The 15,416-nt window shown below is 65.1% G+C and carries 13 protein-coding genes; 9 read left to right on the plus strand and 4 right to left on the minus strand.

Annotated features, from left to right (window positions below):
* Positions 1-16: 16 nt before the first annotated feature.
* Entirely contained in the window at positions 17-922 is a 906-nt protein-coding gene (locus LJE63_17745; protein MCG6908450.1) for a HEAT repeat domain-containing protein, read from the minus strand.
* Between the two features lie 69 nt (positions 923-991).
* Entirely contained in the window at positions 992-3,142 is a 2,151-nt protein-coding gene (locus LJE63_17750; protein MCG6908451.1) for an alpha/beta fold hydrolase, read from the minus strand.
* A gap of 153 nt (positions 3,143-3,295) precedes the next feature.
* Here LJE63_17750 and LJE63_17755 point away from each other — a divergent pair, with 153 nt between their 5' ends.
* The 4 genes from LJE63_17755 (at position 3,296) to LJE63_17770 (ending at position 6,773) form a co-directional block, all read left to right on the plus strand.
* Entirely contained in the window at positions 3,296-3,727 is a 432-nt protein-coding gene (locus tag LJE63_17755; protein MCG6908452.1) for a 4Fe-4S binding protein, read from the plus strand.
* Positions 3,724-4,806, plus strand: coding sequence for a tRNA 2-thiouridine(34) synthase MnmA (mnmA, locus tag LJE63_17760; protein ID MCG6908453.1), 1,083 nt, complete (start codon positions 3,724-3,726; stop codon positions 4,804-4,806). The genes LJE63_17755 and mnmA overlap by 4 nt, the downstream gene beginning before the upstream one ends.
* Positions 4,807-4,850: 44 nt before the next feature.
* Positions 4,851-6,179 (plus strand): tRNA (N(6)-L-threonylcarbamoyladenosine(37)-C(2))-methylthiotransferase MtaB, encoded by a 1,329-nt coding sequence (gene mtaB / locus LJE63_17765; GenBank protein ID MCG6908454.1) that lies wholly within the window; start codon positions 4,851-4,853, stop codon positions 6,177-6,179.
* Positions 6,180-6,278: 99 nt separating this feature from the next.
* Entirely contained in the window at positions 6,279-6,773 is a 495-nt protein-coding gene (locus LJE63_17770) for a ferritin family protein (protein ID MCG6908455.1), read from the plus strand.
* A gap of 26 nt (positions 6,774-6,799) precedes the next feature.
* On the opposite strand, the gene LJE63_17775 is transcribed toward LJE63_17770, so the two are convergent.
* Positions 6,800-7,261, minus strand: a complete 462-nt coding sequence (locus LJE63_17775) for a CBS domain-containing protein (GenBank protein ID MCG6908456.1) — start codon at positions 7,259-7,261, stop codon at positions 6,800-6,802.
* 300 nt (positions 7,262-7,561) lie between these two features.
* Here LJE63_17775 and LJE63_17780 point away from each other — a divergent pair, with 300 nt between their 5' ends.
* Complete coding sequence (locus LJE63_17780) at positions 7,562-8,950, plus strand: diguanylate cyclase (protein MCG6908457.1); 1,389 nt, start codon at positions 7,562-7,564, stop codon at positions 8,948-8,950.
* A complete protein-coding gene (locus LJE63_17785; GenBank protein MCG6908458.1) occupies positions 8,944-9,504 on the plus strand; it encodes a hypothetical protein in 561 nt (186 codons plus the stop codon). The genes LJE63_17780 and LJE63_17785 overlap by 7 nt, the downstream gene beginning before the upstream one ends.
* A gap of 15 nt (positions 9,505-9,519) precedes the next feature.
* Here LJE63_17785 and rlmD read toward each other — a convergent pair whose 3' ends face one another.
* A complete protein-coding gene (gene rlmD, locus LJE63_17790; protein MCG6908459.1) occupies positions 9,520-10,908 on the minus strand; it encodes a 23S rRNA (uracil(1939)-C(5))-methyltransferase RlmD in 1,389 nt (462 codons plus the stop codon).
* Between the two features lie 141 nt (positions 10,909-11,049).
* On the opposite strand from rlmD, the gene LJE63_17795 reads away from it, so the two are divergent.
* The 3 genes from LJE63_17795 to LJE63_17805 all read left to right on the plus strand — a co-directional run.
* Positions 11,050-11,790: an alpha/beta hydrolase gene (locus LJE63_17795; GenBank protein MCG6908460.1), complete on the plus strand. Its 741-nt coding sequence runs from the start codon at positions 11,050-11,052 to the stop codon at positions 11,788-11,790.
* A gap of 99 nt (positions 11,791-11,889) precedes the next feature.
* Positions 11,890-12,855 carry an SPFH domain-containing protein gene (locus LJE63_17800; protein ID MCG6908461.1) on the plus strand — a complete coding sequence of 322 codons (966 nt, stop codon included), beginning with the start codon at positions 11,890-11,892 and terminating at the stop codon, positions 12,853-12,855.
* The coding region (locus LJE63_17805) for an AAA family ATPase (GenBank protein ID MCG6908462.1) at positions 12,855-15,416 on the plus strand (2,562 nt) is incomplete at its 3' end. The genes LJE63_17800 and LJE63_17805, both read left to right, overlap by 1 nt.

Genomic DNA, 15,416 nt, shown 5'->3' on the forward strand with positions numbered 1-15,416 from the left:
AAGGCCGACTGCCTGATCAGGTCTTGGGATCGGCCTGGGGCCGGCGGCGAAGGGCGGCTGCCGCCGCGCGCACCGCCGGGTGGGGGTCGCGCTGCAGCTCGCCCAGTCGGGCGAGGGCGGTCGCCGGCAACCGCCCCGGGGTTTGCGCCAGCCCCGTGAGCGCCAGCAGGCGCACCCGCGCGCTGGCGTCCTCGAGGGCATGGCAGCGGGCATCCTGCAGCAGCTCCGGTTCGGCCACCGCCGCCAGCAGTTCCAGGGCGTCGTGGCGCAGTTCGGCCTCGGGGTGGTCCAGAAAGCGGCGGTAGATGGCCGCCACCTGCCCCCGGCGGGCGTCGAAGCGCCAAAGATTGAAGAGGATGGTCTTCTGCTGCGCGGGCGGGCCGTGGTTCAAGCGGTCTTCCAGAAGCTTGAGCGCCCGGTCATCCTCGAGGTTGGCCAGGGCGTGCACGGCGGCCTGCTGCACTTCGGCGTCGGGATCGAAGAGCAGCTCCACCAGGGCCAGCGCCGCCCGCTGATTGCCCTCCCAGCCCAAAGCCAGGGCGGCGAAGCGCCGCCGGTCGGCCGAAGCAGAGCGCAGGTCCGCCAGCAGCCGCTCGATCAGCCCGGCGGAATCGGTCAGAAGCGGCAGGGTCACGCACAGCTGGACGGCGGCCGCCAGGCGAATCTCCTCGCTTGCCGCCGTATCTCCCAGGATCCCGTACAGGCCGCGGGCCGCCTCGGGGCGGGAAACCCCGCCCAGCAGGCGAACGATTTCATGTCTGCGGGCGTCGTCGGCCGCCTCATAGGCCCTCAGCAGCAAGGGGATGGCGCGGCCCTGATCCGCCAGAAAGCGCTCGGGGTCGGCGAGGTAGTCGTGCACCGCGGCCAGCGCCCGTTCCCGCGGGTCGAAGGCAATCACCTGCTTGGGTTGTTTTTTGGACACGCGGCCGGTTCCTCCGGTCGAAAGTGTTTAGGCTGGGCGGAGTCTGCCCCCGCATGAAAACCGAAGCCCTCAGAGTTCGGCCACAAAGGCCCCGATGGCGCGGTGCACGCGCTCGGCACCCGGCCCCAGCAGAATCCCGTGCCGGTTGAAATTCAACAGCAGGTAGGCCTTCGTGACGGACCCCAGCAGCCGGAAAACCCGCTGCGAGCCGGCCGGTGTCACCACCGGGTCACCGTCGGCCTGGACCACCAAAACGGGCGCCGTGATCTCCGGCAGCCGCGGCTCCAGGGACGCCATGAAGCGCTCCAGCTCGCGCACGCCGCTGATGGGGTTGCGCAGGTAATTGATCTGGGGGTTTTCGGGGGTGTTGGCGACGAACTCCTTGCGGCCCCCCTCCAGGCGCACGAATTTCATCAGACGGTTCCAGGTGTCCACGGCCGGCACCAGGCGCGCGGAGAGATCCTGGAGTTTCAGCGGCGGGCAGACGGCAAACACCCCGCTGACCCCGTCCACCCGGGCGGTGAGCTCCAGGGCCAGGCCGCCACCGGTGGAAATGCCGCCCGCCACCACCCGCCGGCAGAGGCTCGCCATCAGGGCGTAGCCGGCGTCCACCGAGGCCTGCCAGTCGCGGTAGCTGCGGGTGGCAAGGTCCTCGGGCGAAGTGCCGTGGCCCCTGAGACGCACTACATACACCCACAAGCCCATGCGGTTCAAGTGCTTCGCCAGGGCCGCGACCTCGGGCGGAGCCGCCAGATAGCCGTGGATCAGCAGCACCCCTTTGCGGCGGGTGCGGCCACGCAGCAAGAGCGGCATGCCGGTGGTTTTGGGTTTGGACTCGCCGGGAGCGAAGAAAGCCTCGTAGTCCCTCAGGTACTGCGCCAGTGCACGATTCTCTAAAAAGCGCGCCACCCGGCGGCGGACGAGAAAATCCGGGGTCCACGACAGCTTCCGCAGCCGGCGCAGCAGCCCCTGCAGGGGTTCGACCTCGTTGGCGATCACCGCCACCGGGTTGTCGATCCGGATGCGGTGGAAATCAAGCGGCGGGAAAAAGCGGCGGCGATCCTTGACCAGATGCCCGGCCTCCTGGGAGAGGACTTTCTTTTCAAGAGCCAGGGCCCGGAATTCAGCGAATTTGTGATAGCGGTCGTCGGTCAGCAGATGGGTCTGGTCTTCCCCCAGGCTCCGGTGGGCCTGCAGGCCGAGCTTGTCGAAATCCACCGCGACGGCCAAAAACGCCCGTCGCCGCAAGGCGGCCTCGCAAATTCTGCGGATTGGGCTCAACCGCACCAGCGATGCGAAAATATGATCGTGGTTGACGGTGGTCATCCCGTAGATGGCCCCCATATAGCGGGCCATGATCCGCAGGGTCTGACGCCGCATCCGCCGTCGGGCCGGCAAGAGGTCGTCGAAGTAAATCCGCCGCCGGTCCTCGATCACCTGGCGGATGGCGCGGCTGCGCATATACTCCCGGAGGTCGATGGGGGAGCCGAAGCGGACATCCACGTCCACCCCCGAGAGCAGCATGGTGCCCTCGGTCATCAGCTCTTCCAGCAGACGCTCGGGCAGCGGCTCCAGCAGGCGCGCGGCCAGCTGACTGAGAAGGTTTTCCTTGGCGCGAATCGGATAGTAGGTCAGGTTGACCGGAACGATAAAGGTGTTTTGGGCCACAACCGGCGCCGGATCGGAAATGCCGAAAAGCGCCAGCAGGTGCCGCAGTTCCTCGGGGGCGCGCTGCATCAGGCTGCGGATGCGCTGGCGATAGAACTCGGTGCGGAAGGCCAGGGCCGCAGCGCCCGTGTGGGGCGGGTGCTTGCCACCGGCGCAGGAGATCATGAAACGGCCTTTTTCCACGATCTTCTTGTTCTTGACCATTCGCCCCTCGGGAAAGACGATCCAGGTGGCCTCGCCGGTGAGCAGCGTTTTGACCACCAGCAGGTCCCGATCGGGGTTGCGGATGGAGACCGCGCCGAGGGCCTCCAGAAATCCGCCCAGGGACCCCGTGAAGAGCTCGTCACTGGCCAGCGACCAGACCGGCGTGCCGGTCAACTGGAAGATGTGGTAGGGGAGCAGAAAGGTTTCGATGCGGGTGAAGTGGTTGATGACAAAAATCACCCCACCCCGGGGGATGTTGGTCTGCCCGTGGATATGGACCTTCGCCCGCAGAAGGCGTGAGAGGGTGTTGATACCCAACCCGGTGGTACGAAAGGCGAAGCGGTTCATCGCTGCACCGCGGCGCCGCAAACCGGCCGGCGGGCAGCCCCCGTCGCCCGCCAACGCGGCCCCGGGACCGGCGCGCGGGGCGGGATTTTGGGTTGCCATGGTCGACCTTTGAGACTATAGTCGGGCTTTTCAACAGCATCGACGGAGGCGGTGGTGTACTCAAAGATCCTCATCCTGCGGTTCCCCCAAACGACTGTCCAGAAACCGATCGTCTGCAACCTTTGCAAGGACTACGGACTGATCTTCAATATCCTCAACGCCAGGGTTTTCCCCCGCAAAGAGGGCGTCATGGTGCTGGAGCTCACCGGCCCCAACCGCAAAAAGTTCAAGGAAGGCGTCCAGTACCTGAAAAACCAGGGCGTCGAAGTCAAGAACGCCGCCCAGGAGGTCAAACGCGACGCCAAACGCTGCACCCACTGCGGGGCCTGCACGGCGGTCTGCCCCACCGGCGCCCTGTCGGTGATCCGCCCGGAAATGCGGGTGGACTTCGAACAGGAGAAGTGCAGCGTCTGCGAACTATGCCTCGTTGCCTGTCCGACCCGGGCCATGCGGATAAGTCCCAAAAACACCGCCTTTTTTGAATGAAGCCGATCATCGTTATCGCCCTCAGCGGCGGGGTCGATTCGCTGGTGGCCGCACGCCTGCTGAAGGATCAGGGCCACGAGGTGGTCGGGGTGCATTTCTTCACCGGCTACGAGACCGGATCTGCTCAACCGGTGCCTGCGGCGGCGCGCGAAAGCGCCGAAACGCTGGCGGCCGATCTGGCCGCCCAGCTGGGCCTGCCGGTGGAGGTGTTGGACTGCAGCGCTGAGTTCAAGCGCCGCGTGGTGGATTACTTCACCCGCTCCTACGCTTCCGGCCGAACCCCCAACCCCTGCCTGATCTGCAACCCGTCCATCAAATTCGGGTTGCTGCTGCAGTACGCCTGCGATCGGGGCGCCTCGCGGCTGGCCACCGGCCACTACGCCCGGGTGCAGGCCGACGGCAGCGGCGGTTTCAGGCTGCTCAAGGGCCGGGACCCGCTCAAGGAGCAGTCCTATTTTCTGGCCCGCCTGACATCCGATCAGCTGGCGCGGGCCTGCTTCCCGCTGGGGGCAATGACCAAAACCGACGTGATCCGCCTGGCGCGCACAAACGGCCTGGTGCCCATCCGGGGCGGCGAAAGCCAGGACGTGTGCTTCGTCCGGGAGGGCGCCTACCCCGGTTTTTTGGCCGCCCAAAGGGGCTTCAGCTCGCGGCCGGGGGCCATCGTGGACACCCGCGGCAACGTGCTCGGCACCCACCGCGGGTTGCACCGCTTCACCCTCGGCCAGCGGCGCGGCATCAACTGCCCAGCCCCGGAGCCGTACTACGTGGTGCGCATCGAGCACCGCCAAAACCGCCTGGTGGTGGGAAGCCGGCGCGATCTTTTAACCGACCGCTGCCGGGTGGAGGCGATCAACTGGATCGGCCCGCCGCCGCACTCCCGCCTGCGCGCCCACACCCGGGTGCGCTACCGGCACCATGGGGCCCCGGCCACCCTCACCCCGCTTGACGCGACAACCGCCGCTGTGGCCTTCGACACCCTCCAGAGCGCCGTCACACCGGGACAGGGCGCGGTTTTCTACTCCGGCGAAGAGGTCTTGGGCGGCGGCTGGATCGCCGATTTGGCGCCCGCCGCCTGAGAACTCAGGCCGCTGCGCCCCCTGAAAGCATCCGAGCAAGCACCATGACAACCTTCAACGTCACCACCCTGGGCTGCAAAGTCAACCACTACGAGTCCGAGGCCATCATCGCCGCCCTGCGCAGCGCGGGCTGGGAGCTGGCCGGCGGCGACAGCCCGGTGGAGATCCACATCATCAACACCTGCACCGTGACGGGCAAAGCCTCGCTGCAGTCGCGTCAGGCGATTCGCCGGGCCGCCCGGCGCCACCCCGGCGCCCGGGTGATCGTCACCGGCTGCTACGCCCAGAGCGAACCCCAGGAGATCGCCAAGATCGCCGGGGTTCGGGAGGTTGTGGGAACCGGCGCCAAGCACCGGATCCCGGAAATGCTGTTGTCCACGCCAGGCCCAGTGCCCGGCGGCGCCCTGGGAACGGAGGCGGCGCGCCGGCTGACAGACTTCGGCGAGCCGGAGATCACCGTGAGCGGCGGGCGCACCCGGCCGTTTCTCAAAATCCAGGACGGCTGCGACGCCTTCTGCACCTACTGCATCGTTCCCCATGCCCGCGGCCGAAGCCGCAGCATGCGCCCGGAAAACGTCGTGGCGCACGCCCGGCGGCTGGAGGCCGCCGGCTACCACGAGGTGGTCCTGACCGGCATCCACCTCGGCCTTTACGGCCGCGACCTGAGCCCCCCCCTGGACCTCACCGCACTGGTGCGGCGCCTGCTGGCGGAAACGGGCATCGCGCGCATCCGGCTAAGCTCCATCGAGCCGGGTGAAATCACCCCTGCCCTGGTGGAAATGGCGGCCACCTCTGGCAGGCTCTGCCCCCATTTTCACATTCCCCTGCAAAGCGGCGCTGACGACATTCTCCGGCGCATGCACCGGCCATACACCCGCAACGATTTCCGCGAACTAGTGCTCGCCATTCGCGACCGGATGCCGGATGCCGCTATCGGCGTCGACACCCTGATCGGGTTTCCCGGTGAAAGCCCCCGGGCCTTCGAAGAGACCCGGGCCCTGATCCAGGCCCTGCCCGTCACCTATCTGCACGTTTTCCCGTTCTCGCCGCGCCCCGGCACCCCGGCGGCCGGGTTCCCGGGCCGGGTGGCGGCCGGGGAAATCAAACGCCGCTGCGCCGTCATGCGGGCTCTGGGCCAGGCCAAGAAAAAAGCCTTCTTCAGCCGCTTCAGTAACCGCCGCCTGACGCCGTTGATAGAGAGCCGGCGAGACCCGGCCACCGGGCTGCTGAGAGGCGTCAGCGCTAACTACATCCCGGTTTTGCTGGCAGGCCCGGACCGCTTCCAAAACCGCCTGGTCACGGTCCGCATCCAGGGGCTGCAGGGGCCCAACGCGGTCACCGGGACCCTCGCAGCTGAACCGGGCGCCCCTTGACGGCCGTGAAAAAAGGCAAACTTTGAATGCATCGGCCGCGCGGCCGGTTTCACCCCCCAGGCAAACATTTTACACCGAATCCCCAAGGAGACGACCACCATGAGCACATCCCTCGACATTCTCAAAAACGCCCTGCTGCTGGAGACCCGCGGCCGCACCTTTTATCACGCGGTGGCCGAACAGGCCGAAAACCAGGCGGTCAAGAAATTCTTCAACGCCATGGCAGCCGAGGAGGCCCAGCACATTGAGATCCTCACCGAGCAGTTCAAGGCCCTTCAGGCCCACCAGCGCTTCGCCCCCGGAAACTACCCCACCGCCGGCAGCCAGGTAGCGTCTCAGGTCTTGACCGCGGAGCTCAAGGGTCAAATCGCGGCGGCGGCTTTTGAGGCCGCGGCCATCTCGGCGGCCATCGCCATGGAGGAAAAGGCCGTCGCGGTTTACGCCGGTCGGCAGCAGGCGGCCTCGGACGCGGAGGAAAAGGCCCTTTACGGCTGGCTGGCGGCCTGGGAGCGCGACCACCTCGATTTCCTGGTGACGTTGGACCGCGAGATCAAGGAGACGGTTTGGAACGACAACAGCTTCTGGCCTTTCTAACCTGCGAGGGCCGCAGCGCCGTCGGTTCAGGCGCCCTGGCCGGCCAGGGTCTTGAGGATGTCCTTCTTGCCCACGATGCCCACCAGGTTGCCCTCCCCGTCCAAGACCGGCAGGGTGTGGAAGCTCTTGTCCACCATCAGGGTGGCGGCCTCTTCAATCGTGGTTTCGGGGGACACCGTGACCGGATCGGCGGTCATGGCGTCGCGGACCGTCAGGGCGGCGATTTTCTTCATCTCCTTTTCCAGATGCTTGGCGGAGCGCAGCGGGATATAGCCGTCAAGGAGCGTAAACAAGGAGGGCGTGGGCAGTTTTTTCTGCTGGGCGATCAAATCGCTCTGGCACAAAATGCCCACCAGCGCGCCAGCGGCGTCCACAACCGGCAGACCGTTGAAATCATTTTTAAGCAAAAGTCCGATGGCTTCGGCGATTTCGGCCTCCGCGGCGACTGTCAGGGGGTGGGGCGTCATGATATCTTTGACTGTGAGCATGCTACCTCCTCTTTCATGGGAACAACAGGGCGTCGAACAGCCGGCGGGGAAGGATAGTGGTAAACAGGGCACGTTTTTTGCTTAAAAAAATGAAGCCGGCGCTGCGACCCACCTGGGGTTTCTGTCACCGCGCCAAAGACCGCAGCGACCGGTTGCAGACCTGTCCCCCTCCCCATTCAACTATCTGGAAATGAAACGCATTTCAAATTGTTTTTTTGGGCTGGAAGGACCCGGGACGGGCTGACAGTCGTTCGGCGGGACTAAACGCCCGGCGGGTGCAGGGGCCGCAGGTGTCGACATTTGATCACGCTTTGGGTAATGGCCGAATGGCTTCAGGGGTGCGCCATGCCGTGGCGGCTGCGTTTTAATCTTGAAACTAAAATGATTTTGGGGTACCTGCCGGTTATTCTGATGATGCTGCTGATCACCCTGTTTGCCATCATCACCCTGAATGCCGCCCACCAGATCAACCGCAATTTGGTCGAAAGCGACATGGTCCTCGTAGAAACGGCGGACCGCATGCGTGACGCCCTACTGGCGCAGGAATCATACGGACGACGCTTTATCATCCTGGGAAGCCCCGAAATGCGCCTCCTTTTCTGGGAATGCAGCCGGGAATTCGCCGCCCTGCTGGCGCGCATCCGGGAGCTGCCCCGGGCACCGGCAGCCGCGCGGATCGCCGAACTGCAAGACCTCCACCAGCGCTTCAACACGGACTACGGCCGGTGGCTGGACGAGGACCACAGGCCGTCAGCCCAGGCCGCCCAGGCACTGGACGAGAAGATCAGCGGCACCCTGGACCGGCTCATGGCCTCCGTCGCAGGCATGGCGCTGGCGGTCAAGGAAAATCAGAGGATGCAGATGCTGACGGTCGGCCAGCTGAACCTCCGTGCGTTGCGGATCACGGTGCTGCTCTCCGGTCTGGGGCTGCTCATGGGCGTCGGGACCGCCATCCTGATCACCCGCAACATCGCCCGATCGATCCAACAGCTCAAAGCGGCCACCCGGGAGATCGCCCAGGGCCGCTTCGACCGCGTGCCGCGCCTGCAAAGCGGGGATGAACTGGCCGACCTGGCCAAAGCCTTCGCCCGCATGGCCCGACGGCTGGCGCGGTTGGAGGAGATCTACCGCGACGCAAGCCCCCTTACCCGCCTGCCGGGCGGCATCGCCATTGAAAACGTTCTCAAAAACCGTCTCGGCTCCGGCCAGCCGGTGGCCTTCTGCCTGATCGACCTGGACAACTTCAAGGCCTTCAACGACCGTTACGGGTATGCCAAGGGCAACGAGGTGATCCGCTTCACCGCCGCCACCATCCAGACGGCGCTGGCCCGACACGGCAACGCTGACGATTTTGTCGGGCACATCGGCGGCGACGATTTTGCCGTCATCTCCGCCCCTGAGCGCCATCGCGCGATCTGCCGGAGGGTCATCGCGGCCTTCGATGAGGGGATCATCGCGTTCTACGACCCCGAGGACCGCCGCCGGGGCATGATCCAGAGTCAAAACCGCCAGGGAGAGCCCCAGGAGTTTCCCATCATGACGGTTTCCATCGCGGCGGTCACCAACGAGCGCCGAATGGGAATCAACCCCATCCGACTCAGTGAAATCGCGGCCGAACTGAAACTCCACGCCAAGTCGCTGCCCGGAAGCCACCTGGTGGAAAACCGGAGAGGCGCCACACCATGCTGACAACACCCTGGTTCACCGCCGCGGGAGCGGCCAGACGGCTGCGGGTCTGTCTTTGCGGGCTATTGCTGGGATTTGCGGGATGCGCCCCGGCGCTGCAGGAGACCGTCCCCGCAGTGCTGCCGGCTGCCGACACCGCCACCCAAACCGTCGCCGAGAAAATTGCGGCAACCAGCCGCGCACTCGAACAAACCGCTGAACCGTCCCGTCAAGCGGAGCTGCTGCTCAGCCTGGCCCTGCTCCACACCCACCCCGACAACCCGGCCCCGGACCATGCCCGCGCGCTCTACTGTCTGCGCCGCTACGCCGTAATCGACCCCCAGGCCGGCAGCAGCGAGCCCATCCGCCGCCTGAGCGCCCTGCTCGCAGCGCTCACCGAAAAAACGGAGCAGGTGGCCCAACTGGCCGAAGAAAATCACCGCCTGGCGGCCGAGCGCCAGGCCCTGGAGGGCAAAGCCCAGGAGCTCGAGCGCAGCAACCGCAGCATGAAAGCGGTTATTGAAAAGCTCAAAAATCTCGACATCCGCCTGGAAAGGCGGCGCAACCGGCTGGAGTGAGGCCCCGGCCGGGCGTCAGATCCTTTCCAGACGCGCCACCGCCTCGATGTGAAAGGTGTGCGGGAACATGTCCAGTGGCTGGATTTCACGGACCGCATAGGCATCCTTGAGCCCCCCGATGTCCCGGGCCAGGGTCGCCGGGTTGCAGGAAACATAGACGATCCGTCGGGGCGCACGGGCCAGCACCTGTTGCAGGACGTCCCCGTGCATCCCCATGCGGGGCGGATCGATGACCATCACCTCGGCCTTCTCGGCCACCCCAGCCAGTGCTTGCCGAATGTCCCCGACAACAAAGCGGCAATTGTCCACCCTGTTTAAACGGCAGTTGCGCTCGGCATCCGCCACGGCGCCGGCAACGATTTCCAGGCCGACCACCCGCCGCGCGGCAGTTGAGAGGCTGATGGCAATCGTGCCGGTTCCGCAGTAAAGATCGATCACGGTTTCGGCGCCGGTCAGGCGGGCATAGCGCTCCACCAGCGCATAGAGCTGGGCGGCCCCGCGGGTGTTGGTCTGGAAAAAGGAGTTGGCCGAAATCTCGTAATCGAAGGGCGCGATGCGGTCGCGAATCACCGGGGCGCCGCCCAGCAGGATCTCGCGCTCGCCAATGGCCACGCCGGCCTTGCGGGCGGTGATGTTGTTGACCACCGAAACCACGCCGGGATGCGCGGCCATCAGCTGCCGGGCCAGCGGCTCGACCGCCGACCGGTTTTCCGCGGCGGTGACGAGGTTCACCATCCACTCGTCGCGATCGACGGAATGCCGCAGCACCACAAAGCGCCAGAACCCCTGGTGGCTGCGCAGGCCGTAGGGGGGCTCGGGGGAGCCGCGCAGAAAGCGCCGAATCTCCGCCAGCAGGCGGTTGCCCCTCTCCGGCTGCAGCAGGCAGGCGGCGGTGTCCAGCACCTTGTGGAAGGTTCCCGGCACGTGCAGGCCGAGCGCAAAATCGGGATCGATGTCGGGCTGGCCGATCTCCGCGGGCATCAACCAGCGCCGATCGGCGCAGGTGAACTCCATTTTGTTACGGTAGCCAAAAGAAAGCGGCGACGGCAGGGTTGGGTGCACGGTCACCCCCTGCAGCAGGCCGATGTGCGCCAGGGCCTCGAGGACATGCTCGCGCTTGTAGCGCAGCTGCTCCGGGTAGTCGAGAAACTGCCATTTGCAGCCGCCGCAAGTGCCGCTGTAGATACACGGCGGCTGAACGCGGTGGGCCGAAGGCGCCAGCAGGCGAATCAGCCGGGCCTCGGCGTAGCGCTTCTTGCGGCGCACCACCCGCGCCAGGACCCGGTCGCCCGGGGCCGTCTGATCGATGAAGACGGTCAGCCCGTCGACCCGCGCCACCCCCCGGCCGCCGAAGGCGAGCCCCGCCACCTGAAGTTCCAGTTCCTGCCCTTTCTTTGGCGTCATGATCTCTCCCCCGCCTTGCACTGCGGTCTGGCCACCACCGGAAGCCCGCCCGGACCCCTTCGCAGCGGCCGTCAACTATTGGATGACAAATGAAAAATTTGTGTTTATAGTGACTCTATTACTCAAAATCAAGGCATGCTTGTGGCTGAACCGGCACCCGCGAGAGATAGCGAAAAAGTTTTTTTCACCTCCACCGACGGGCTGGCCCTTCGAGGCTGGCTGCACCTGCCGGCCGCCCAACTCCCGTCGGTGGTGATCGGCTGCCACGGTCTCTTCAGCTCCGGGGATTCCCCCAAACAGCAGACCCTGGCGCAGAGCTGCAACCGTCACGGGATCGCCTTTCTACGCTTCGACCATCGGGGATGCGGCGCAAGCGATGGGGATTTCAAAGCGGTCACCTCCCTGGCGGGACGCGCCCTGGATCTTGCGGCAGCCACGGCCATGCTGGCCGCCCGGGCCGACCTCGCCCCCCGCATCGGGCTTTTCGGCAGCAGCATGGGCGGTGCGGTCTGCCTGGCGATGGCGACGCGCCTGAAGGCCCGGGCGGTGGTGACGCTGGCTGCGCCCGTTCGAAGCCAGCCGGTGCTTGCGGCAATCGCCAGCTCCGCTGAACGCGAGCGGGTGGCCGCGCTGTTAGACCCCGAAAACCTGCACTTCGATATTTCCGCGCAACTCGACGGTGTTCACAGCCTGCTGCTCTTCCACGGCGACGCCGACGCGGTCGTCCCGGTGGCCAGTGCCCAGGAAATCTATGGGCGTGCCGGAGACCCCAAAGCCATGCGGATTTTCCCCCGTGGGGACCACCGGATGAGCGCTGCCCGGGACCAGGCCGTATTTCAGCAGGAGGCTGCCGATTGGTTCGCGCGGCATCTGCTGGGCTGACCCCCTGCCGGCAGCCCCAGGGCCGACTCCGCGGCGGCGGCTGGCCTGGGGGCCGTTGGTGCACCCCGTTGGTTGCCGAACCTGAAGCAAGGAGCCGCCATGGCTGACGCGCCCCCCCGCAAGATAGTCCAGAGAGCCTTTGTCAAAACGGTCCTGCGCCGCATCCTGGCCCTGGCCACCATCGCCGGGCTGATCTACGGCCTGGCGGCCCTGATTTACGCCACCCGCACGATCTACAAGGTCAAGATGAACAAGGCGGTGGTGCTGGAGCGTCTCGGGGGCCAGCGACAGGCCATCACCGATGTCGGCTGGCACGTGCGGCTGCCCTTTTTCACCCGCATCGAGCAGGAAGTCTCCCTGATGAACCAGACCATGCTCCTGGGGGGCCAGCTGGAACCGATGCGGATCATCTCCAAGGGCAACGTGGCCCTGTGGACATCCGGCGCCATGACCTACCGCATCCGCGATCTGGAGACCTGGGCGATTGAAAACCTCGACCCCCAGAGCCTGCTGCAGGGGGATTTCGACGGCATCGCCAAGGACATCCTCCAGGCCCAGGAGGTCAACCGCTTGATCAGCGACCGCGAGGAGATCAAGGAGCGGATTTTCCAGGCCCTGGCCACCCGTCCGATCAACCAGGGCGGGCCGACCCTGGCCCAGAAGTACGGCATCCAGGTAGTGAGCTTCGTTCTCAAGGAAACCCGCTTCGGCGACAAGCTGGTGGAGGCCACCGAGGAGAAGAAGCGCCGCGAGCTGATCGCCGAGGCCGAAAACTATGCCGCCGACCAGGAGGCCAGCCGGATTCGCAAACTCTACGCCGCCTATCTGGAGAGTATCCAGGCACTGCAGAAAGCCTTGGGGTCCCCGGATGGCAGCAGCGACAACGCCCTGCTGGGGTTTCTGGTCCAGCAGAAATGGGCCTCGGCCTACGAGAAGAACCAGACCGGACAGCATACGGTGGTGATCCAGAACACCGGCGGCGCCCCGAACATCACCCTGCCCGATCTCCAGCAGGCGCCCCCGCAGGCGGCAGCCGCCGCAACCGCTGGGGGAGAGACGAACTGATGGCCAAACGCCTCACCAAGGAAGTCAGCTACGTCAAACTTCCCGAACAGCGGATCCGCGAGATCGAGGACCTCGTGGCCCTGTGGCCCTATGAGACCAAGGCCTTCATGCGCTCACGGCTGCATCAGTACCAGCCGCCGTCGGATTTCATCAACAGCCTTTTGGAAACACTGCTGTCGCTTTTCGTCGCGGCGCCCGAAAAACATTTCAAGATCCTCAAAGACCCCGACATCCTCACCGACTGGCAGCGGCGCTTCGAGATTTCGGGCCAGACCAACCCCCAGGAAGCCTGGAACAAGATCCTCGAAAAGGAAGTCTCGGCCAAGGATTACCGCTACCTGCTGTCCCTGCTGGACCGGGAACTCTCCGACGTCCACGTTCCCTGGGAGTTGGTTTCGCTGTTCGAAAAGATCTACCGCACCCATATCCGCAAGGAATACCTCTCGGACCCGGCCGTGCCCACGGCGCCCCTTTTGCTGATCGTGGGGCCCAGCGGCAGCGGCAAGACCGCCACCACCAGCCAGGCCATCGAGCAGGTGATCTTCCGCAGCGAGGTCCTCCCCGAGGTGGACCTGAAGCAGAAGAAGGAGGCGCTGCTCGCCGGCGAGCACTTCTGGAAGTCCATCGAAGAGATCGACCCCACTCTGGCGCTGGAAATCAGCCGCCGCCGCAAGCTCCGGTTTTACAAAACGCTTTCGCGCATCCCGCTGCTGCGCCGGCTTTTGAAAAAGCGGATCACCCAGAATCTCTCGGATCTGGAGGAGCAGAGCCTACCGGTTGACTTCACCATGGTCACCCCCAACGATTTTCAGACCGCCCTGGCCGGCGAGCCGGGCAACTACTTCAAAAAAGCCCTGGGCGATCCCCGCAAGACCACCATCCGCCACATCGAGGAGGCCCACAGCGCCTTCGGCAAGGCCAACGGCCGGGAATCGGGGGGCGTCGAGCGCCAGCAGCGGACCCTGATCGACACCTCCAACATCGTCATCGACGAGATCATCAGCGGGCGGCGGGACTGCCTGCTGGTGGCCACCACCGACCAGCCCGAACGCATCGACGCCGCGATCTACCGCCGCTTCGTGGAAAAGGGCAAGATCATCGACATCTCGGAATACTGGAAAAACCCCGCCAACCTGCGCGAAATCGTTCGGCTGGAACTGATGCGCAGCAACATCCGCATCGGCAGCGAGCTGGAGCCGGCCTGCCACCGCAGTATCACCTGCATCCCCCCCGAGGGGCTGGAGCGCGCGGTGGAGAACCTCTACAAGATTTTCGACGAGCGCACCCTCAAGGTGATCCCCTCCTATGTGCGTAAGCTGGTCCATTCGGTGATCGAGATCAAAGGCAATTTCTTCCCCGAGTACCTCGAGGAGCCCCTGCTGGTGCGCCGCGCATTCGAGCTGGTGGCCAAAAACTCCTATGGCGACCTGTACAAGAAAGTGGTGGGCCGCATGGACCGCCACGTCAAGTGGGAGGCGTATGTCGGCAACATCAAAAACCTCTTCTCGGAGATGACCAACAACTGCCTCTTCTACGGCGTCAGCGAGGAGAAGGGGGTGGTGCTCAACGGCCCGCCGGGCAGCGGCAAGACCTTTCTGGTGCGTTCCTGGCTGAGTGAAAACAGCGACGTCCACGACATCGCCACCAACCCCGGCGCCCTGCAGGACCCGGTCAACCCCATCGACGGGGCCGTCGAAAACCTCGAAAAAGTCTACGACATCGCCAAAATGATCGCCCCGACGCTGGTTTTTTTTGACGAGGGCGACGCGTTGGCCCCCCGCCGCAGCGCCGCCGGCGGCTCCCCCGCTGACAAGCTCACCAACCGCTTCCTCAACCTGATCGACGGTGAAATCCCCATTCACCGGGTTTTTACGGTGCTCACCACCAACCGCCTGGACATCCTCGACCCGGCCCTGATCCGGTCCAAACGGCTGAAAGTGATCGAGGTTTCAGGCCATCTGACCCGGGAGGACATCCACGAGATCGTTCGCCAGACCCTGGGGTCGGCGCCCTTGGCCCCCGGACTGGACGTGGCCGCCATCGTCGATTCGGCCAAGGGCATCTGCAATACCCCGGCGGATTACGCCGCCTTCGTGGAAAAGGCGCGCTCCCTGCGCAGTACAGAGTTCGAGGTCCTGCAGCGCATGCGCCTTTTGACCGAGGCCAGCAAGGAAAACAAGGAGAATTTTACCAAATTCAATTTCAAGACCCTCTTGGGTATCCTGGAGGCGGTGGATGCCCCCCAAGAGCTGCGCGCCAAGGTTCAGGGCGATCCCCTCAAGTTTCTCCGGCACTACCCCGCCATCCTGAATCTGCTGGCACCGATCCAGGCGGCCGAGCGCTACCCCTTGATGCCCTCGCACCTTCATTCCGCGCGTCTTGAAATCTCCCAGAGCCCGGTCAGAAAAGGCAAGGTTCAGCTGGATGAGTTTCTCGAGGCGGAGTTGAGCCAGGAGCCCCAGATCGGCTTCATCGTCGGGGTGGGGGCCAACGACGTCAGCGGGATGCTGCTGCCTATCGCCACCAGCCTGACCTACAGCATCGACCCCGAAAAAGTACTG

It is taken from the genome of Desulfobacteraceae bacterium, assembly GCA_022340425.1.
GTDB lineage: Bacteria > Desulfobacterota > Desulfobacteria > Desulfobacterales > JAABRJ01 > JAABRJ01.